18 protein-coding genes and 1 pseudogene are annotated in these 18,316 nt (G+C 57.5%); all 19 read right to left on the reverse strand.

Features of this window, described 5'->3' with window-relative positions:
- Positions 1 to 39: 39 nt before the first annotated feature.
- The 19 genes and pseudogenes from AB3G35_RS17370 to AB3G35_RS17460 all read right to left on the reverse strand — a co-directional run bounded on the left by AB3G35_RS17370 (position 40) and on the right by AB3G35_RS17460 (position 18,315).
- Entirely contained in the window at positions 40 to 561 is a 522-nt protein-coding gene (locus AB3G35_RS17370) for a lysis system i-spanin subunit Rz (RefSeq protein WP_369781852.1), read from the reverse strand.
- Positions 558 to 1,163, reverse strand: coding sequence for a glycoside hydrolase family 19 protein (locus AB3G35_RS17375; RefSeq protein WP_369781853.1), 606 nt, complete (start codon positions 1,161 to 1,163; stop codon positions 558 to 560). Before AB3G35_RS17375 ends, AB3G35_RS17370 begins: the two co-directional genes overlap by 4 nt.
- A 502-nt stretch (positions 1,164 to 1,665) precedes the next feature.
- Positions 1,666 to 3,852 carry a hypothetical protein gene (locus tag AB3G35_RS17380; protein WP_369781854.1) on the reverse strand — a complete coding sequence of 729 codons (2,187 nt, stop codon included), beginning with the start codon at positions 3,850 to 3,852 and terminating at the stop codon, positions 1,666 to 1,668.
- Between the two features lie 122 nt (positions 3,853 to 3,974).
- Complete coding sequence (locus AB3G35_RS17385; protein WP_369781855.1) at positions 3,975 to 4,442, reverse strand: hypothetical protein; 468 nt, start codon at positions 4,440 to 4,442, stop codon at positions 3,975 to 3,977.
- A gap of 28 nt (positions 4,443 to 4,470) precedes the next feature.
- On the reverse strand, positions 4,471 to 7,500 hold the full coding sequence (locus tag AB3G35_RS17390; RefSeq protein WP_369781856.1) for a host specificity factor TipJ family phage tail protein: 3,030 nt from the start codon (positions 7,498 to 7,500) through the stop codon (positions 4,471 to 4,473).
- Positions 7,478 to 7,876 carry a hypothetical protein gene (locus AB3G35_RS17395; protein WP_369781857.1) on the reverse strand — a complete coding sequence of 133 codons (399 nt, stop codon included), beginning with the start codon at positions 7,874 to 7,876 and terminating at the stop codon, positions 7,478 to 7,480. The genes AB3G35_RS17390 and AB3G35_RS17395 overlap by 23 nt, the downstream gene beginning before the upstream one ends.
- A 12-nt stretch (positions 7,877 to 7,888) precedes the next feature.
- Positions 7,889 to 8,371, reverse strand: coding sequence for a DUF1833 family protein (locus AB3G35_RS17400; RefSeq protein ID WP_369781858.1), 483 nt, complete (start codon positions 8,369 to 8,371; stop codon positions 7,889 to 7,891).
- A complete protein-coding gene (locus AB3G35_RS17405) occupies positions 8,368 to 12,189 on the reverse strand; it encodes a tape measure protein (protein WP_369781859.1) in 3,822 nt (1,273 codons plus the stop codon). The genes AB3G35_RS17400 and AB3G35_RS17405 overlap by 4 nt, the downstream gene beginning before the upstream one ends.
- Before the next feature lie 94 nt (positions 12,190 to 12,283).
- Complete coding sequence (locus tag AB3G35_RS17410) at positions 12,284 to 12,541, reverse strand: hypothetical protein (protein ID WP_019822897.1); 258 nt, start codon at positions 12,539 to 12,541, stop codon at positions 12,284 to 12,286.
- Between the two features lie 29 nt (positions 12,542 to 12,570).
- Positions 12,571 to 12,921: a phage tail assembly chaperone family protein, TAC gene (locus AB3G35_RS17415; RefSeq protein WP_369781860.1), complete on the reverse strand. Its 351-nt coding sequence runs from the start codon at positions 12,919 to 12,921 to the stop codon at positions 12,571 to 12,573.
- 9 nt (positions 12,922 to 12,930) lie between these two features.
- Positions 12,931 to 13,422 carry a phage tail tube protein gene (locus AB3G35_RS17420; RefSeq protein WP_095028342.1) on the reverse strand — a complete coding sequence of 164 codons (492 nt, stop codon included), beginning with the start codon at positions 13,420 to 13,422 and terminating at the stop codon, positions 12,931 to 12,933.
- A 57-nt stretch (positions 13,423 to 13,479) separates the two neighbouring features.
- Complete coding sequence (locus AB3G35_RS17425; RefSeq protein WP_369782753.1) at positions 13,480 to 13,845, reverse strand: DUF3168 domain-containing protein; 366 nt, start codon at positions 13,843 to 13,845, stop codon at positions 13,480 to 13,482.
- A gap of 6 nt (positions 13,846 to 13,851) precedes the next feature.
- Positions 13,852 to 14,319, reverse strand: a pseudogene (locus tag AB3G35_RS17430) (HK97-gp10 family putative phage morphogenesis protein); the annotation flags it as partial.
- Positions 14,312 to 14,647, reverse strand: coding sequence for a phage head closure protein (locus tag AB3G35_RS17435; protein ID WP_369781861.1), 336 nt, complete (start codon positions 14,645 to 14,647; stop codon positions 14,312 to 14,314). The gene AB3G35_RS17435 and the pseudogene AB3G35_RS17430, both read right to left, overlap by 8 nt.
- The gene (locus AB3G35_RS17440) at positions 14,647 to 14,946 is read right to left on the reverse strand and encodes a head-tail connector protein (protein ID WP_369781862.1); all 300 of its coding nucleotides are present in this window, start codon (positions 14,944 to 14,946) and stop codon (positions 14,647 to 14,649) included. Before AB3G35_RS17440 ends, AB3G35_RS17435 begins: the two co-directional genes overlap by 1 nt.
- Positions 14,947 to 15,216, reverse strand: coding sequence for a hypothetical protein (locus AB3G35_RS17445; RefSeq protein ID WP_369781863.1), 270 nt, complete (start codon positions 15,214 to 15,216; stop codon positions 14,947 to 14,949). It abuts the gene before it with no gap.
- A 57-nt stretch (positions 15,217 to 15,273) separates the two neighbouring features.
- Positions 15,274 to 16,476 (reverse strand): phage major capsid protein, encoded by a 1,203-nt coding sequence (locus AB3G35_RS17450; protein WP_369781864.1) that lies wholly within the window; start codon positions 16,474 to 16,476, stop codon positions 15,274 to 15,276.
- Positions 16,473 to 17,114: an HK97 family phage prohead protease gene (locus AB3G35_RS17455; protein ID WP_369781865.1), complete on the reverse strand. Its 642-nt coding sequence runs from the start codon at positions 17,112 to 17,114 to the stop codon at positions 16,473 to 16,475. Before AB3G35_RS17455 ends, AB3G35_RS17450 begins: the two co-directional genes overlap by 4 nt.
- Positions 17,101 to 18,315, reverse strand: a complete 1,215-nt coding sequence (locus AB3G35_RS17460; protein ID WP_369781866.1) for a phage portal protein — start codon at positions 18,313 to 18,315, stop codon at positions 17,101 to 17,103. The genes AB3G35_RS17455 and AB3G35_RS17460 overlap by 14 nt, the downstream gene beginning before the upstream one ends.
- Position 18,316 lies beyond the last annotated feature (1 nt).

Raw genomic sequence — 18,316 nt, forward strand, 5'->3', positions numbered from 1 at the left:
ATTCCACTCCTACGTCAAAGCAGAAAGGTACAAAAAAAATTAGTGGGAAATGCCCCTGGCAAAACTTTGACAGGCCTGCAGCGCGATCAATCCTCGATCGCCATCGCTGGTAATTCCGATAATTCGTTGAGCATGCGCTGGGTCAAGTCTGGCTCTACGGGCGCCATAAACCAGGCCGCTGGTGCTGGTGGTGGCTTGCACTGCGTCACAACTAGTTGCGGCGGTTGCGTCGAGTTGGACTGACAGCCGTAGGTCAGCAGTAGCGAGACGATCACGCAGGCGTGCTTGCTTGGTTTTCTCATCGGTAAGGGCTCGATAATGTGCTTTGTCGCTGGCTGCCAACCATTGCTCCAAGGCGAAGCGCTTGCCCTGCTCCGCTAAGACTTGCGCGGAGTTGGCATTGGCCAGATTTGTTCGCTCGGTTTGGTAAGCAGCATCCTTATCGGCCAGTTGACGGCCGTAGGCGTTGGCCTGCCACGTCCATGCCGACCAGGCGCTACCAGCCATCAGGACCAGGATGATCAGCAGCGCCCCTCCCCACTTCACCGCATCGATCTTCATGCCAACACCTTAAGCGCACGAGCGTACAGCGCCTGCCGATCGGCCGAGCCGTTCTGCCCACCGTTGATGCGCTGGGTGATCGCTTCAAACTTGCCAGCATCGGCCAGGGTGTTGAGTCCATTCGTTGCCCAGAACCACGCGGCTGACATGCAAGCGTGCTGCGGCTTCTCCAGCAGTTCAGGCTGCGCGATCAAGTCCAGGCCCAGCGCTTCCCCGCACGCACGGTAGTTGTTCTTACCGGTGATCTGAATCAGGCCACGCCCGCGATACTTCCAGCCGTCGCCGGGGGTGCTGTTGCCCATACGGTTGCCATAGGCGATGTTGGCTATCTGCTCGGGCTTGCGTGCAGTTGCGCTGGCCAGTTCCATGTCGAAACGACTTGGCCAAGTTTTTCGCAAAGCATCAGCGCTGTAGCTCAGGCTCTCCACCAGGTGCATCAACTGACTGGACTCGTGGCCAACTTGTGCGATAAATGCCGCGACTCGCTTCAGCCCAATAATTTGGTACCGGCTCATCGCGGCGTTTAAGACAGGAACAAAAACGCCGGCCACTTGGCCGGCGTTCGGGAGGATCTGCAGCAGTTGCTGCACAGTGATGGGCATGGGTTTCTCCAGGCAAAAAATCCCGCTCGATAGCGGACGGGCTTAATGAAATGTTTTCAGTCGAGTAGTAGTGTTCGAGCTTGATCGACTGACAAACCCAGGTCGTATTTTTCGACTAGGGCAATTACTGCAAAGTGGATGCTTGAATAGCCTCCAACTTGTATCTGCTTTCGGTATGCTCGCACTTCGCACCACCGCCTATAAACTCTTATCAGTCGGTATGTCAGGGGGTGAACGTAAGGTGCCACTCCATATAACGGCCAAAAATACAGCGAAACCAGCAACATCAACATAGTGCTGACAGCCAGTCCAAATATCAGCCCGACATACCACTGTCTAACATGAACCTTCTCATGCTCAAGCAAACCTACATCAGCCTTGTGTTTAGATAACAACTTTATAACAGGGCCTTGAGCAGTGCCACCGAACCCCAAAGGCAGTTCCTTCACGTACTTAACAATGTAGTATTTCATCTGGTCGCCTTATATACAAATCGTACTATTTACTGCCTCCACAGCCCAATACGGGATATGTATAGATCACCGACAAAGGCCACATAAACAATGTATGGACGCACAGCCACAACTCCTGCAGGCAATAAATAACCGAGAGAACCTGCAGCTATATACCGCGACTTGCCTTCATCGAAGTTAGGCATTTCTGCATCTGAGAATATGCCGCCCATATTCACGGTTCTTGAGGCTACCCGCTCTATTCTTCCGTCAGCGTACTGAATTTCAAAACTCAGCTGGACATTCGGCAAAAGTGGACTCATGTCTGAAGGCTGGCTCAGGCCTTTGATGGAAATAGAGGACCATGTAAAAACCGTGTCTCCACCCTTCACTGGGTACCATTGTTTGGATCTGATATGGGAGTAATTGGTGGCTGAAGTGCCTCGAATCCTCAGAACTTTTTTCCCTGTCCCATCGTCAACCAGCACCTCGTCTGAAGCGGCGCTGGCTGTCACCTTCTCCCAACATTTCATTGATGCAAGGCCAGTTCCCAATGGATCCAGCTGGAAGTCAAAATCAGTATTCGAAACACTGTCACGTGTGCCAAACGCTGAAAACGAGTAGGCATCGTAGGAGGATATACGGCAGCCCTTGTGGCTAACTGGGTTGCCTTGGTGCAGATCCAATGCAACGAAAGGATCTTCTGTGTATGGCGGACTGGTATGCCGAATAACCGGAGTTTCAAAACGCACATCCACCCGAGAACTCGCTGTGCCGCCAAGACGTACCAGGTTGCGGGAGGGTGAATTTCGTTTAAGCGGCTTATCCAATCGGTATGTCGTGGGAAGTATCGTGCAGGAAGCGCCAAACGTTACATAGAAGTTAGCGCCGTCAGAATCCCAGTTCACCAGATAACCGTCCCACCCCTCAAAGTGGCAAAGGCCATTGAAGCTGATGGCGGCGTATGTGGCGCCTGGATCGCATCTTAGAATGTCGTGATTAAAGTCAAACGATGTATTGGTAAAGCTCAAGTCCATCGTATCACTGCGGTGCAAAATTGCGGCACCACCTATCCCAGACCCACCAATAATGCTGTTGGTAATGGTCATGCGCTCGCCAGAGTTGCGAACCTTCCCTTCAGGCGTCACAACTCCATTGAAATTATTTTCAAACCGCAGCCCGTCACCACTGAACAAGTACGAGCCGTATTTCCCGAACTCAAGCGCATTCTTCCAGTTTCGAGCAGTGACATTTTTCAGCGTGATTTCACGGGCAACGGGTAGGCCGTCAACAGAGTTACCGGCAAAAACGGCTGACCCTCTTGAAGTGTTCAGGCCATTGCCCAGCAAATGCAAATTTCCTCGACTGGCATCAAGGCACGCGCCCGTGAACGAAAATATATCTGTCGTCACATTCGCCAACGCCCCACTTATGTTAATACCTTGAGTATTAACAGGAGCTTTGGAGAAATCGAAAATGGTGTTTCCAACGATGCCTATTTTGATCCAGGGCGCCGTCAGGATTGTCTTGCTCATGTTGTAGAGATAGGCCGGTACTTCAATACCCGGAAGTCCATAGGTTGTCCCTTTGATTTTGGCAAGTAGCACTACCTTGTCGATAGCAGCTTGAAGGGCAGGCGCCCAATCCCAAGTAGCAGGGTCAACCGGGTTATTCTTGACGGCTTTATCAACAAATTCTTTTTCCCATAGATTGAAGTTACCGGCGTTCAGAAACCCACCAAGTCCCGTATAAATTGGGCTGCGCTCTCCCCGCTCCCAACCAATTTCAAACACACCTGCCGGCTTTGCCAGGGTCTGGCGCAGAGAGTCATCACCAATCAACTTCAGTCTTGACTCATCCGTCGCCCAGTCAGTCGTGATCAGCGGTAAAAACTGGCTTTTAACTCTGTATTCGTTACCCAGAAAAGTGACGGCTTGAGTGGCCCGCTCCAATGTAAGGCCTGCCGCGTACGGCACAGGCGCCTCATAACCACTGGACTCCAGGAACTTAGTGAACTGGGTTTTGCGATCAGTCTGGGCAGAGTTGAAGTCAGTGACGCGGCGCAACTGATCCGCGACGTGCTCAGCTTCCATTCCCTTCCACGATTTGCGCGCAACACCCTTACGGTCTGGGTATGAGGGGTTCCCCCCAAGCATAAGAAGATCAAGATTCTGGGCGTTATCGGACAAGTCTTTTGGGGACTTTGAACCGATCGGGTTGCCAGTGTTGTAAGCCATGGGCAGTTTCTCGCAGGCGCGACGACACCTCCGCCAAAAGTGCGGATGCGTAAGCGCTGTTTTAAGTTTCCGGCGAGCTGCCGGTGGAAAAAATGTGGCGGTGCTGTGGCCAGGGCTGACTGTTACGAGCTTGGTTCAGCCTTCGACCACTTCTGGTTCATAGCGATATCGAAGATGTCAGCCATGGCAACGTAGTCCGGAGCATCGATGATCCACTCGGCAGCCAGAATCGGCCGCTTGAACAGCTCCAGCTTCGCGGTAAACCGCCAAAAGCTCTCACCGACCAGAATTGGCCCCTCGTAGATATCAACGAATCGCGCCCGGTGTTCATCCATGCCCAGCGGCGTTTTGAGCGGGCACTGGAACCACAAGCTGCCCGACAGCAGGATGTGCTCAAACCACCCTTCAAACAGTTGCGCCTCTGTGTCATCCATCAACCAGGTAACAGAAGCCACGGTGGGAACCGAGATGAACCGCCGTCGCTGCCTGGCGCGCCCGCTCTGGAGTTCAGAGCGGGCCATCGGGCTTACCGGCTGGAAGCCATAACCGTCACGCTGCGGCTCGGGCAGAAACTCGGGATATGCAATCATTTACTGCCTCTTTGTGCCGCTGGTGGGTTCATGTCGGCGCGCTGTTGTCGTACTGATAAACCCGGGCGTCATAGGGCATGCCTTCTACCGTGACGTTGCCGCCGCTCGATGGGTTCACGACCGTGACCAGCGTGGGGTAGCTCCAGCGGTTGACCGGGCCAAACAGCAGATGCGGCGGTTCAGGGTCCCAACTGGTGTCCGGGTCGAAGTCCAGGCTGTTTACGCTTACCCGGTAATCATCGACCTGGGTCGCTGGCCACGGGCCCGAAAGCGTGCCGTCCTGCCTGCGCAACGCAATCACATGCGGCCCACCAGCAGACCAGTCGAATGGCTCGGTGCTTTCAAGTGTGATCTCACCAGGTACTGCCTCAACGCTGAGCAAAATCGAACTCTGTCCATACCCCGGCACATCGTCGGCAACCGCCACGTAGCTCATGTACCCCGAGTTCAGCGCGTCCAGCTCGGTTTCCCAGCGATAGGTGTCGTTGCGGAATTTCTGGTGCCCACGGCGGCGCATGCCGATGCGCCAGGCGCGAGTGCGATCGGATATGCCTGGCACCTTGACCTTCTCGACCTTGTTGCCCAAGTCACCCGCCCAGCGGCATTCGACGGTTTCCCATGCCCAGGTGATCGAGCTGAAGTACTCGACATCAACCCCGTCAAAGTCGTCGCTCGATGGGAACACCAATTGGCGCTTGAGGCCCTTGGTCATGTTTTGCGGCGTGTACATATGCTCGAACTGCGTGCGCGGTTCGTCGCGCACCGGCAGCAGCAGCCCGCGGTTGATGGTCAGCTCGGAGAACCCGGCAGCCAGCGCGTCGTTCATCGCATCCTTGACCGTGCTGGCATCGTCAATCGTCATGTCGAATGTATCGCCGCGTGCGCGGTACACATCGTGAAGTCGGTCCAGCTCGGGCAGATCCAGATCGGCATCGGTGTATCCGGCCGACTTGGCGATGTACAGGAACCACGGCACGATATCCCGCGTCGGTGTCTCCACGGTCCAGGCACCGCCCGAACGCACCGGCAGCACTCGGGTGGCCTCGACACTGACCAGGCTTTCAGATTGCGCCGAGAGCCGGTCACCGTTGCGCACGCGCACGGCAATTACGGTCATGTCGTTGTAACGCGTCGGCGCGCCCATCATCTTGCCGCGCAGGCCGTACCACATCACGTCATCCATCACTTCGCCCGAGTTGACCCCGCCCACCTTGGGCATGCGCTTGATACGGCACTCAGGGCGCATGGGATAGGGCAAGGTCTGGCGATAGGTGAAGCCTTGAGCATCCATCGAGTTGCCGGTGACGGACTGGGGCAGCACCGTCCAGGCGCCTGATGTAGCCATGTCCCGGTACTCAAACTGATGACCGGAGGAAACGGCGTACTGGTCGCCTTTTTTGCCATTGCCGATCAGGCCGCCGGTGAAGAACACGTCCCACTCGATTTCGGTGACCAGCTCGCCTTCAGGACACGCGGCGAACGATCCTCGATATCCACCCTCAAGGTTTGACGAGTCCAGTTCAATGCGGCCGTGAATCGTCTCCTGCAGGCTGAACCCGGGCCAGTCCTCGTCGATATCACCGCTGGAAGTCAGGCGTTCCACTGCGAGGGTGCCAACAGCGGTGGTAATGATTCGATAGCGCAGCCCACGCGGGCCGATGGTGGCCAGGCCCTCCCCCATTGCCAGGCCGTTGACCGGCTGGCCGCTGTCGTAGTTGAGGGTCATCTCGGCGCGGCGCTCTGGGGTGCCGCTGCTTGTCGCTGCGCCCTTCACGCTGACCGGACTTGAGCCGAGCATGCTTGAGCCGCCTGACGCAGCCAGGGCCAGCCCGGTGAATGGCGAAAGCTCAGTGATCCGCAGGCGCCCGGATGAGGCGCTCGCAACGAACGGCGCCGATCCTTTTGCCGTATTGAAAGCCGCGACAAGCCCAGCTAAGTCCGTCACATCACTGGCCAGCTCGACCGAATACGGGGTGGTGCCAAGGCGCACGGTGAATGTCAGTGGCGTGACGTCGAAGTCATAACGAGACGGCGCTGCGCTGCCGGTGAGGGTCGAGGCCGTGCCCGCGCTCGGCGGGATCGCCTGCGAATACGGGGTGTACGAATGCACCACATAGTTGCCCGCATTTTCCCCGTTGACCTCGATCAGCATGCCCGGGTACGGCGCGAGCATGGCCAGGTCGCCGGTGATGATGTCCCGCCCTGCACCACCATCAATCACGGTGTAGGGGTAAGGCGACAGCACGTTGATCAGCAGGCTGCTGGTCCAGTCAGCCGGGAAAGAGCCGGCACCTGTCGGGATCGAGATGTTGTAGCCGTTAAATTGGAGGACGGACGCAGTGACAAAGCGGGTCAGGGTCGTGGAAACGGTCAACTGCAAACCGGCAGAACCGTTGGCACTGGCGCCCACTTCCGGCGCGCTGTGCCACCACTGTGCAGCCGTCTCACCGGACAGGTCATCACCCGGGTTGTACAGGGTGAATTTTGCGTCGGCGCCCAGGCTGATCAGCGGGGTTTCGCCCACCTTCACCTTGTTGAGCGGGATCTGGTACTTGCCCTTGCCGACATACAGCAGCATTTCCACCCACTGCGCCCGGCGGTCAACAAAGCGGCGCACGGACGGCGTCAGGTAGCTGGGGTAAACCCGCTGATGCCCCGCAATCTCCCGGATCAGGTCTCCCAGCTTGACCTTGTTGCCCTTGGCCGAGACTTCATCAAGCCCCCTGCCTTGCCCCATGGTCGCGGTACCGGGAATTGTGGCCATATTGCGCGACATGACTACGGCCACAAGGATTGCCGCGATCACCGCCGCGACGGCGGCCACCACGCCTTTGGGCTCAACGCGCACTTCGACGTCATCGGCAGGCGCAAACTCAAACTCGGCCCAGCGGTGCGCCGCGATGATCTCGCCATTGACGGTGATACTCACCGGCGGCGCATCGCGGGGCTCGTAACTTGGGGCGATGGTTTTTAGCCACGCAGCCAGGGTCATGCGCCGGTTGGTTTTGTGCACCTCAAGGGCCGCGCCGTCGAGCTTATTTGGGAATACGCTGATCACGGTAATAAATGACCTTCAAGTAAGTGGCTTCAAACTGCCGCAGGTACAACCAGCGCGGACCTGAGTTGGGGTTGGTTTCCAGCACCGCAAGGCGGCCGTCGATATCGACCACCACACCCACGTGGATACAGAGGTCACCGCGCAGCACCGCCGCGATCGCGCCGGGCTCAGGCTCGCAAACTTCCATCACCCCCGAGAGCAGGCGGAAGGCTTTGGTGCAAGCCTTGGGGTTATGGCGCCCTACACCGCCCAGGCTGGGCAGCAGCGGTAAACCAAACAGTTCGTGACGCACGGCAATACAGAGCCCCCAGCAATCGAACTCAGCCGGGCCCCGCCCGCCGTCCACATAGGGCGCGAGTAAGAATTTGTTGAGCATGGGTTTGATCCGTTACAGGTACTTCATGCAGGGCGCATTCAGCGTGGTCAGCTTGTCGCGGGGAAATGCCCGGTTGATCAGGTCCCCGTAGCCCGCCGTGATTTGCACAGTGGTGCCCTCGATACCGGCGCCGAAGGCCTTCATGCGGATCGGGGGCTCTGCCGGTGCCGACAGGTCGCTGGCCAGGTAGCGGCGGTAAGTTTGCGTGATCGGCGCACCTGCCGCCTTGGCCTGGTCCATTTTCTGCTGTGCCTCGCCCAGCACGTTGTCGATGGCGAAGTTGAGCGTCTGACTTGCGCTATTGCTCTTCTTCGGCAGCGATACATCGATGCCAGCGGCAATGAGTTGCAGGCTGCGGCCATCCTCGGCGATGCAGGCCACATCCTCAAAGCCGCCACAGATCAACACCGGATCCGTCCAGGCCGGGCACGTCAGCTCCAGGGTGTCGATGATCACGTCACCGCCCGAGGCGTACACACGCTCGATCAGACTCATGCGCCTCTCCTCATGCCGTGGTAGGTGCCTTCGATAGCCCGGGAGTACGACGAGTCGCCCGAGGACACACCGCTCAGGAAGTCTTCGCGGACTGCGTCGATGATCACCTGCAGCTCGCCTTTACGGTCCTGCTTAGTGCGCACCTGGCTGTTGCTGTTATTGATGATCTGAACGTTCATGCCGCCCCCCGAGCCTTGCGACATCTGGTCCAGGGTTTGATCGAGCTTGGCGCTGGTTTGAGCAGTGGTGACCCGCTCGCCCTTTTCAAGCAACCAAGTGCCCGTTTGCGGAACCGCGTCGATACCGTTATGCGCCATACCGACCAGATTACTCAGCCTGTCGACGCCGATGCGTTTGGTGTTTTCAGCATCGACAACAAACTCCTGACCGTGGACCACGCCTACCACTTCATTGACGCCGCCGGGGCCGGTATAGCCGCCCTCCTTGAAGCCCTTCATCAAGGCGTAAGCCGCAATCAATGCGGTACCGCCCACAACAGCAGCGGCGCCGAACGAACCAATCGAGGCGACAAGTGCCGCCGGCAGCCAGGCCGACGCTGTGGTTGCAGCTGCTGCAATTTGAGCGGCAGTGGTGGTTGCCGTTGCGGCAAGGGACGAGCCCGTGGTGACCGTATCAGCCGTCACTTTGGCAGCGGTTTTTGTCGCCTCGGCCGCAACCGTTGCGCTGGTTTCGGTGGCGATGCCGGCCATCTTCAGCGCCTGCGTCACAGCCCACTGGGCAGCAATATCGGAGAGCGCGCCAAGGATCGAACTGCCCATGGTGCTGCCGAGACTGATAAATGCAGAACCCAGATCGGTGGTACCTTTTACCAGCCCCTGGAACTGATCAGACAGCGAGGACTTGGTATCGCCCAAGATGCCCGTAGTCGCGTCGCTCGCCTGCTGGCTGTAGTCGGTGGCTGTTTCCAGATAGCTTTCCCAGGCAGATGAAACCCCGTCCAACCAGTTGGACTGCGCCTGATCGAGCTGGTTGTAATAGTCCTGCTGCATGACCAGCCGAGTCGCCAACGCTTCATTGAGTAGCTCGGTTTCGCTCTCGTAGAGACTTTCGCTGATTTTCCCGCTGTTCTGCTGCTCCTGCAGGTCGCGCATCTGCTTGTTGAAGTCTTGCTGGATGGCCAGCGTTTCCTTCAAGCGCGCCTTGTACTTGTCACCGCGCCCTGCACCTTCCAGCTCAAGGGCAAAACCATCGGTCTGGGTCTGGATATCGAGTTTGAGGGTTGAGTCGAAGGCGGAGAGCTTGGCGGCGTCTTCCGTGGCGGCCTTGATCTTGTTCAGGGCGTCCAGCTCGGCGGCCAGGCCTTCGAGGCGTTGTTGCTGCTTGGCATTGATGCCAACCAGCTTGCCACTGGTGATTTCAAAGGCCAGCTTGGCGACTTCAGTGGCGTTTTTCTGCTTGTCGGTGGTGGTGTTGATCAGCTCAATTTGCCGCTGATAGTCATCTTCGGTGCTGTCGAACGCTTTCTGGTTGGCTTTGACCGCCGAGGTGTTGTCTTTGGTTGCCTTGGTGGCTGCTTTGTTGGCATCGGTCTGCGCCTTGATCGCATGACTTGTCGACAAGATGGCAATCCGGTCGCTTTCAGATAAGTCCGTATGGTCTTCAATGTGCCGGGTAGCTTCCTTGACGGCATCACCGTTGTCCTGAAGCTTTTTAAGTTGCTCCTGCAACGTTGCCAGGTACTTTTGTCCACCGGCAGTCATCCCCGCTTTGGCCTGGGTGTTGAGCTGGGTTTCGGTGGTATTTCGGGTGAGCGAATTGCTGAGAACATCAAGGCGCTCGGTTGTTTGATCAAGCACCTGCTGGGCATCACCGACCTTGCCCGCCAGATCAATCCAGTTTCTTGCCGCTTCAGGACGCACGCCGGGGTTGCTGGCCAGCTCATCCAAAATAGGCGTCAGTGACTGGCCATTGGCGCGCGCATCCTTGAGGCGACTCGACAACTCTTCAAACGCTTTCAGCTGCTTGCTGTGTTCCGGGGACCGGACATTGGACAAGCTGACCATTGATGACTTGATTGATGTTTCAAGATCGTCGTAAGCGTCCTGGACCGCCAGCGTCGCCCCAAGCTGCTTGTCTTTCCACTCGCTGATCTTGGCGCGCTGCTGATCCTCGTTGAGCCCGGCAAAGCTTTGGCGCAGTTGATCGACTGTGGTTTGAAGATCGCTCAAATCACCCATCAGTTTTTGGGATTTACTGCTCCAGTCAACAAATGAAAGGGCTACAGCGCCCGCAATAAAGGCCAGCCCCAATGGGCCACCCATCAACGTGAGCAAGCCCGCACCCGCCGCACGCAGCCCCGCAAAGGCACGAGCTGTAACGCTTGCTGCGGCCGCAGCCCGATCGGATGCAATAACTGCAGCGTTCACCACCGCTGTTGTTTCGCCATAAGCCAGAGTCGCGGCGGTACGCATGGCGTAACTCGCCTGAATCTGGGCGGATGTTGCCGATGTAGTGGCCGCGAGGGACCGCTCGGCGATTTCGACCTGTTTTATCGTCGCAACTTCAGCCAGTCGCAATTCCGCCAAACGCGCAATCGAGAGTGTGCGGCCCTTTGCAGAAATTTGTGCAAGTAACCGCTGTTGTTCCAAATTGCGCTCAGCAAGAAGCGTTGCCTGCACTGCTTGTAGATTGGCCAGTTCGGAAGTCTGTCGCACCCGGTCGGAGGCGAGCTTGCCTTGTGCTGCTGCAATTTCAAGTTCAGCCCGGGCCACCATAGCCTTGGCATCGATCTGCTTGGCCTGGGCGGCCCACAGATCCTGCTTTGCCGTTCTTGCGCTGGCCGTGAGTGCTGTTTGATTTGCCTGGGCGGCGTACAGCGCTGAAGCACCTTGCTGTGCATACCCGCCCGCAACCCGGGCAAGGGCTACAAGCAGCCCTGTAGTGAGCGCCTGAGCCAATGCATCTGAATTGTTTTTAACCCCGGAAATAGCACCCGGCAGGCTGCCATCAATAGCCTTGGACACGCTGACAAATGCGGTCGCGATTTGATTGCTGGCTCCCGTGGCCTGATCAAGCTCGCCCACAAAGTGGGTCAGAGAGTTGCCAATTTTGGTGAAGCTGTTGCCAATAGTGGTCGCCGTTTTGTCGAACAGTGCATCCACTGCCCCGACCTGACTTTGTAGGGCTTTAACCACTGCCTGGGCGGTCAGTTCGCCAGCCGCCCCCATCGAGCGCAACTCGCCAACGGTTTTGCCCATGCCCGCCGCAATGGCCTGGGCCAGTGCAGGCGCCTGCTCCATAACGGAGTTCAGCTCCTCGCCGCGCAGCACACCCGAGGCAAAGGCTTGACCCAACTGAATCAATGCAGCGTTGGCACTTTCAGCGGACGCGCCGGACACCGCGAGGGTTTTACTGATGGTACCGACGACACCTGCCACACCCTCACCGGAGAGCTTTAGCGCTTCCTGGTTGGTGGCAATGCGTTGATAAAGCTCTGCGGTCGAGGCCAAAGGCTGAGCCGATGCCTGAGCGATGTTGAACACCGCCGATTGAGCAGCTACCAACTCCGCTGAGCTGCTGGTCACAAGCTTTAAACGGTTTGTCAGAGTGCCATAGGCCTCTGTCATGTCGTACACACCTTTGACGCTCAGGGCTGCAGCCAACGGCCCCGCAATACTGGCTGCGACACTGGCCAACGACCTGAAGCTGTTTTGCAGTGTGAGTACTTCCCGTGAGGATGCGCTGGCCACCGACGCAGTCCGGGACACAGAGCGGGAGGCGCGATCCATGCTCTGCTCAAAGCCGCCAATGCGCGCAATGAGATCGAGCGTCAACGTGCCAAGTGAGCGCGAGGCCATTTATCAATCTCCAGATGTTAAAAAACCCGCCGGGGCGGGTTTGGTGTCCTATTTTGGCTGAATCTCGAAAAAGCCGCGGCAGCGCCCTTAAGCCTCACTTCCATGTCGCCATGGCCTCTTCCAGACTGATCGTCCCTTCTGCCTGGCTGTAAACCATGAAATCGCTCAGATCCATTTTCCCGCCAGCCACCCTGCTGGTCAGATGAGTGAGCAACGCGAAGTGACGCTCCAGGCGCCGGTTTTGATCGAGAGTGCCGTACTTTTCTCGATAAGCGATCCAGTCCAGCACTTCGCGGTGGGTCAGCCGCTCCTTGGCTTCGGCAATGGTGCTGCCTCCGATGCGGTTCAGCACCAGTTCGTGCCAGAACTCATCGGAGGCGCTTAGTTTTTTGCCTGATCCTTCCCGGTGCCGTTGACTTCATTGACCGCGTTGAGAATCGCAAAGCCAAGGGACGATTCCAGATTGAAAGCGTCTTCATAGGTGAGGGGTTCGGTACCCTCTTCGCCCAAAAGAACGCTGCCTGAAATGTACTTGGCATTTCGGCTTTGCTCGGCTTCGCCCGGAGCAAACAGGCGCTCGATGACGCCGAACGACTGACGGCGGATATGCACATCGAACTTCTCAGTTACTTCCTTATCGGTTTTTGAGTCGATGTGAACCCAGGTCACTTCTTTTTTAACCAGTGCGCCGTCGACGATGCCGCCTTTGGCTTTGAGTTGCTTGAGGTTCATGGAAAGCCCTTAGATGGTTTTGCGGATCCAGGCGAGACCGCCGGAACGCTGAATGGAAACGGTCGAGGCAACCACTGCGTTTGCCGCGAAAGAAAACGGGAAGTCGGCCACATAACCCTCAAAGGCACACCAGGTGCGCGTTTTTGGAAATTCAAAGTCATCACCCGCCTCATTCAAGGTCGGCGGCGCAGCCCCATCGGCCCAACCAATGGCCCACTTGATGTTGTCCTCGTCATCCGCTTCGGAAAGCTGATGCACGCGGACGTGGCTTGCATTGGTGGGGTCAGCGTTGAGGCCAATGGATGCCTGGCCGGGCGTGCGCAACCCCTTCTTGTAACGGCGATCTTTATCGCTGAGGCATGTGTCTTCGATCTGGTCTGCGGGTGATCCCGCCGGGTCGAAGGTGGTGATGCACTCCACCTCCATAACGGTCAGCGGGCCGGTACCGGGCGCAGCCGGCACGAGGATGTAAGCCTGCGTGCCCTGTGTGAGAACGGACATGGGTGTCTCCTTTAAACGAAAAAGCCCGCTCAAGGCGGGCCGGGGGGCGGTGTTGGATTAGCGCGGTACCAGCCAGTCGACATCGAAGCTGTAGCGGTAGGTCTTGGTGGTCGGGTCGTGTGAGTCGCCGCCCCAGCGCGCAATATTGGCCTTGAGTTCAATAGCGTTTCTGATGGCTTTGGCAACGTCACGGGCCTGTGTCACGGAGAGCCCATAAACATCGATTTGCAGACTGAAACCGTCGATGTCCGGGCGTTGAGCCAGATAATTTTCAGGGTTTCCGCCGATCGTTTGCCACACCACATAGGGCTTGGCGACACCTTCGGGTGCCTCACCAAAGGGATAGATCCGCACGGGCGAAAGACCCAGCAAGGCCGTTACCGCCGGGTCGGCGGCGCACACGGCGAAAATCGGCGCGTACATCAGCGAGCCCCCCAGCAAAGCGTTGATTTCAGTGTTAAGCACCGCGACAAAGCGATCGGTGACCGCCTGCACGTTGCTGGAAAACGCCGGGCGCATAAACGGTACCCCCGGGTTGTGTTCGGTACCGAGTTCGATATAACGCCAGTGCCGAGTGTCGCCGCCCGGGTTGCCGGAGGCGTCTTTGCTGTGCTGGTTGGAGCCCGAGCCGCCACGCACGCCGACCCGCATCACTACTCCGCCTTCGCGCTTGGACTGTTTGCTCGACTCCTGAGTGATCAGGTTGCGGAACACCTTTTCTTTGGTGGCCGGGTCGTCGATGGCCTTGGCGTTGGCTTTCGCGGCGTCACGCACAATGTTCATTGCAGCCCGCGCCGCTTTACGCAGGCCTTTCTTTTGCAGTCGTGGGCCCAGGGTGCGCATTTTGTCGACTACGCCATTGAGCCCCTGGATATTGAAGTGCATACCGTCAGCCATCATTCACCCCCGTAGCGACAACAAGGGTCAGGTACTCCAGGCCCGAATTTCTGTCCGGGAGTGGCTGACCGATGATTGTGAAGATTTGCCCGCGATGCAGGATGCGCATGGTCGGCAGCACGCCTGGGCGATAGCGGATCGTGATGCGTCCGCTGGCCTGGGAATGGCTGGCCTGCGCGGCAATCAGGTCGCGGGCGCTGAGTGGGTCGACTGCCGCCCATACACGCGCAAACTCGACCCAAGCTGTTACCACCTCGCCTGTGACCGGGTCTTGCTGTGCGGTTTGGTGCTGGATGACGATCTGATGCCGCAGAAGACCGGCTCTCATCAGTATCGCTTCCTGTACATAAGAAGGCGCTCGACAGCGAGCGGTACGGTTGTGGTCGTGACACCGGTTACCACGGCCTCACGGTTCGCATACCAGTGCCCTACAAGCAGCAGCAAAGCCTGTTCTACATCCGGAGTGAGGCCCATTTGATCGGGCCCGTTTGGCACTGTCTCTACCAGTTCCCTGTCGCAGTGCATGGCCACATGGGATTTGGCCGCGGCGAGAAACCCAAGGACCAGCGGATCGTCCAAATCCCCTTCCAGCCGCAGGTGGAGCTTTATGCGGGCCAGATCGATCATTTACTTGGCCTCTTTTGCAGCGGCCTGATCAGCAGCAACATTGTCAGCTGCGGCCTGTTCATCCTTCGGCGCGACCGGTTTGGTTTCCTTGGGTTTGAACAACCGGGGCTTACCGTTGCCATCGAGTTCGACAGCCAGGCTCTTGCCGATCAGCGTGTGGGCGTATTCATCATCAACGTCCTCGAAAACAGCACCGGCTTTCACCTTGTTCGAGTCATGACCCAGCAGCGCGCCGTTACCGACAAAGCCCCAAATCACTTTAATTTTCATGGTCTCTCCTGAAACGAAAAGGCCGGCTAGATGCCGGCCATTCATGAGCGTTGGAATTTAAGCAGCCGTTGGGAACTGGCCTTTGACCAGCGCTTCTTTGCGGCGCACACCGAGGCCAAGACGCTCTTCCACCAGCAGCGCGATTTCGTTGCGAATGAACTGATCATTGATCAAGCCCATTTTGAACTGGAACGACATGCGATCGAACAGCGTGGTCGAACGTGCAAAGTTGGCCACGAGGAACTCGCCGCCAACATCGGCTTCGCCTTCATCCATGCTGTCCGAGGTGATGACTGGTCGACCCCAGATGATTGGGGTTACCAAACCCTGCAGGTTGGCGAACAGATAGCGGTTTTCGCCGTCTTTTTGCAGCTCGATGTTCATCCAGTCCAGCTCGGTCATGACCACGCCGTCGGCGGACATTTGCGACTGCTTGCGCACCTGATAAATGGCACGGCGCAACAGGTCAATGGCAGTGTCACCCGCCTTGCTCAGGGCCGCGTTATAGCTGGTTGCCTGAGTCATCAGGCCATTCAGGTTTTCACCGGTACCGTCGCCCTTGAGGATCTGCCCTTCCTCCTCAAGCTTGAGGTCATAGCGCAGCAGTTGCTGCAAGTAAGCGAACATCTGAGGTACATCAGAGAGAACCTCGTCTGTGGCTGGCATCCAGACCGCGATTTTCTTCACCCGGTCTGTTTCGGTGGTGAACGTGACGTTGCTGGTCGGCTTCAGACCACCCTCTGCCACTGGCGCGGCGCCTCGCGTATGCACGTTCTCGCGGAAATAGGTGTAGTTCTGACCAGTCACGGGGATGGTGGTGAGCAAATCGCGGATTCGCAGCTCCTGGCGAATGCCAGGCTGGATAACCGGGTCGTAAATCGGAGCCACCAGACCAGCACTGCCAACCTTCATTTCCTTCATGCCGGCAAGATCCGACTTGGTAACTTCGATCTCGGCCATGCTGATGCTTTTTTGCTGCAAGCCCTTGTAGTTGTCGTGGGTGTCGACCAGATCAATGAAGGATTTAGCCTCACCAGGCTGACCGCGCAGCTTGACGCCTTTCTGCTCCAGATCCTGAACCTGGTCAATCACGCGCTGCAACTCGCCTTTCTGGTTGTCGATCTGGCTCTTCAGGTCAGTGGTGACCTTATTGCCCTTTTCAACTTCAGCGATGGCCGCATCGTACTTGGCTTGCAGCCCGGTGAAGCCAGTCTTCAGTTGCAGCTCAAGGGAATCCTTCAGTTCTTTTACTTCGCTCATTGCGATACTCCGAAATGGTGGGTGAATAGCGTGGAAATTTGTTTCAGCTCTTCCACGATCACCGTGGCCTCGCTGCCGCCATCACGGCGGAGTGCGGGGTAGCCGAGCGAAGCGACCGTAGCCGCCTCCTTCCGAGAAAGACCCATGCGCTCGCGCAGGGCGTTCTCGAAAAGCCTGATATCAGACTTGACGCTGAGGACTTGCGCCTCAGGATTCATACCGAACGGAACGAAGGAGGCCTCCCACAGTTCAGCCTCCTTGATAATGCGAACACGGCGTCCGGCGCGATCCTCGAAATCTGCTTTGATGGTGTTGAAGCCGATCGACATGCTGTCGAGCACCTCGGCCTTCATCAGCTCATAGGCGTCACGCGCATAGCTCACCGCCAGGTTGATCTTGCCCTTCACCAGAAGGCCATGATCGTCTTGGGTGTAATCGGCAAGCCCCACTAACCGGGTCAGGTCGTGATACAGAGCCAACTTCAGCTTGCCGCCGCGCGTGGTCTTCACGCGGGTGAAGGCACCGGGCAGGATTACGTCGTCGCCCAGATCCACGTTGTTGAATACCGCGGCATAGCCTTCGAAGTTGCCAGCGTCATCCACTGACTTGAGCTCAAAAGGAACCTCAAGATTCGCCATTTCTATCCATCTCCCAACGCGTGACCTGGTTGTATTCGTCGCCTTCAAGGGGAGGCAGGTTTTCTTTTGCGCGAACTTCGTTGATAAACATCCAGCCGGAGCCGCCCGATCCGCCCAGAGCGGCCTTGTAATAGGAAGCCCGCCCGGCGCTGTCAGCCCGAAGCAAGCCTTCAACGGCAAACTCTACAAAGCGGGAAGTGGATCGGTAGATCTTGTCGTTGAGCTCGTCTTCGACAGCATCAATAAAGGGCTTGAGGCCGAATGTGATGTAGCCGGTGAGCTGCTGTTCAAGGTTCGACCCCATGATCGAGGTCTTGCCAGCCCGGTTGGCCAGCCACAGCGGCACGCCATAGATGCCCGCCAGTGCTTCTTCCTGGAACTGCTGAGACTCAATGAACTGGGCGTCCTTCTGTGTAATACCTGCCGGAACAATCGTGGGGTCGCCCTGAAGGATGGCCATCTTTCCGATGTCGTCAGCATCGGCCTTCCGAACGTCTGGAAACTTTTCCATCACCTGGGTCTGCTGTTCCTTGGTAAGGAACTGCTTGTAGATGACATAACCGCCAGTGAATCCGCCTTTACGCATAAATCGTGCAGACCACTGCTGCCCAGCCGAGGCAAGGCCCATGGTTTCTGCTTGGTGTTCAATGGGCGATAAACCGACGATGCCGTCCAGGCTGAACAGCTTGAAATGAAGCATGTTCTCCGGCGATACCGGGAACCGGTCACCTTTGCTTGGCGTGATCCAATAGAGCAGATCGTCATCGGTATCAATGGAGACTGTCTTGCCGTCCAGCGGCACCAGCCCGATAGGGTCGCCATGGGTGTTGCGCTCGATGAGTGCAAACGCATTGCCTCGTAGTGCCATATTTACGACCACGAACTTAAGAAAGTTCAGCATGGTCATGAATGGGTTGGGCTTTCGCAGCAGCTTTTGTGACCGGTCGTTGCGGGGCACCAATTCTCGCCCCTTGTCGGTGTCTTCGAATAACTTCAGAGGCAGGCCGCTAAGCGACTCCGACAGGATCTTTACGCAAGACCAGACCATGCTGATGGACAGTGCGGTCTTGGTCGTGACCCGGACACCAGCCTTGGTTTTTCTACCTCCGACCTCAAGGTCAACTTCAACATAGTTACCCGAGGCCGGATCGGTGTAGCCAAACATGCGCCACGACAGTGGGTTGTACCAACGAGAAGCCATA

It is taken from the genome of Pseudomonas sp. WC2401 (assembly GCF_041200115.1).
Classification (GTDB): domain Bacteria; phylum Pseudomonadota; class Gammaproteobacteria; order Pseudomonadales; family Pseudomonadaceae; genus Aquipseudomonas; species Aquipseudomonas fragi.

What these genes read in the sequence shown, in the direction of transcription:
- AB3G35_RS17370 (WP_369781852.1), bottom strand. Translation starts at nt 561, where the DNA reads ATGAAGATCGATGCGGTGAAGTGGGGAGGGGCGCTGCTGATCATCCTG.
- AB3G35_RS17450 (WP_369781864.1), bottom strand. Translation starts at nt 16,476, where the DNA reads ATGAGCGAAGTAAAAGAACTGAAGGATTCCCTTGAGCTGCAACTGAAG.
- AB3G35_RS17460 (WP_369781866.1), bottom strand. Translation starts at nt 18,315, where the DNA reads ATGGCTTCTCGTTGGTACAACCCACTGTCGTGGCGCATGTTTGGCTAC.
- AB3G35_RS17395 (WP_369781857.1), bottom strand. Translation starts at nt 7,876, where the DNA reads ATGCTCAACAAATTCTTACTCGCGCCCTATGTGGACGGCGGGCGGGGC.
- AB3G35_RS17440 (WP_369781862.1), bottom strand. Translation starts at nt 14,946, where the DNA reads ATGATCGATCTGGCCCGCATAAAGCTCCACCTGCGGCTGGAAGGGGAT.
- AB3G35_RS17375 (WP_369781853.1), bottom strand. Translation starts at nt 1,163, where the DNA reads ATGCCCATCACTGTGCAGCAACTGCTGCAGATCCTCCCGAACGCCGGC.
- AB3G35_RS17415 (WP_369781860.1), bottom strand. Translation starts at nt 12,921, where the DNA reads ATGAACCTCAAGCAACTCAAAGCCAAAGGCGGCATCGTCGACGGCGCA.
- AB3G35_RS17445 (WP_369781863.1), bottom strand. Translation starts at nt 15,216, where the DNA reads ATGAAAATTAAAGTGATTTGGGGCTTTGTCGGTAACGGCGCGCTGCTG.
- AB3G35_RS17385 (WP_369781855.1), bottom strand. Translation starts at nt 4,442, where the DNA reads ATGATTGCATATCCCGAGTTTCTGCCCGAGCCGCAGCGTGACGGTTAT.
- AB3G35_RS17435 (WP_369781861.1), bottom strand. Translation starts at nt 14,647, where the DNA reads ATGAGAGCCGGTCTTCTGCGGCATCAGATCGTCATCCAGCACCAAACC.
- AB3G35_RS17425 (WP_369782753.1), bottom strand. Translation starts at nt 13,845, where the DNA reads ATGTACGCGCCGATTTTCGCCGTGTGCGCCGCCGACCCGGCGGTAACG.
- AB3G35_RS17405 (WP_369781859.1), bottom strand. Translation starts at nt 12,189, where the DNA reads ATGGCCTCGCGCTCACTTGGCACGTTGACGCTCGATCTCATTGCGCGC.
- AB3G35_RS17380 (WP_369781854.1), bottom strand. Translation starts at nt 3,852, where the DNA reads ATGGCTTACAACACTGGCAACCCGATCGGTTCAAAGTCCCCAAAAGAC.
- AB3G35_RS17455 (WP_369781865.1), bottom strand. Translation starts at nt 17,114, where the DNA reads ATGGCGAATCTTGAGGTTCCTTTTGAGCTCAAGTCAGTGGATGACGCT.
- AB3G35_RS17420 (WP_095028342.1), bottom strand. Translation starts at nt 13,422, where the DNA reads ATGTCCGTTCTCACACAGGGCACGCAGGCTTACATCCTCGTGCCGGCT.
- AB3G35_RS17400 (WP_369781858.1), bottom strand. Translation starts at nt 8,371, where the DNA reads ATGAGTCTGATCGAGCGTGTGTACGCCTCGGGCGGTGACGTGATCATC.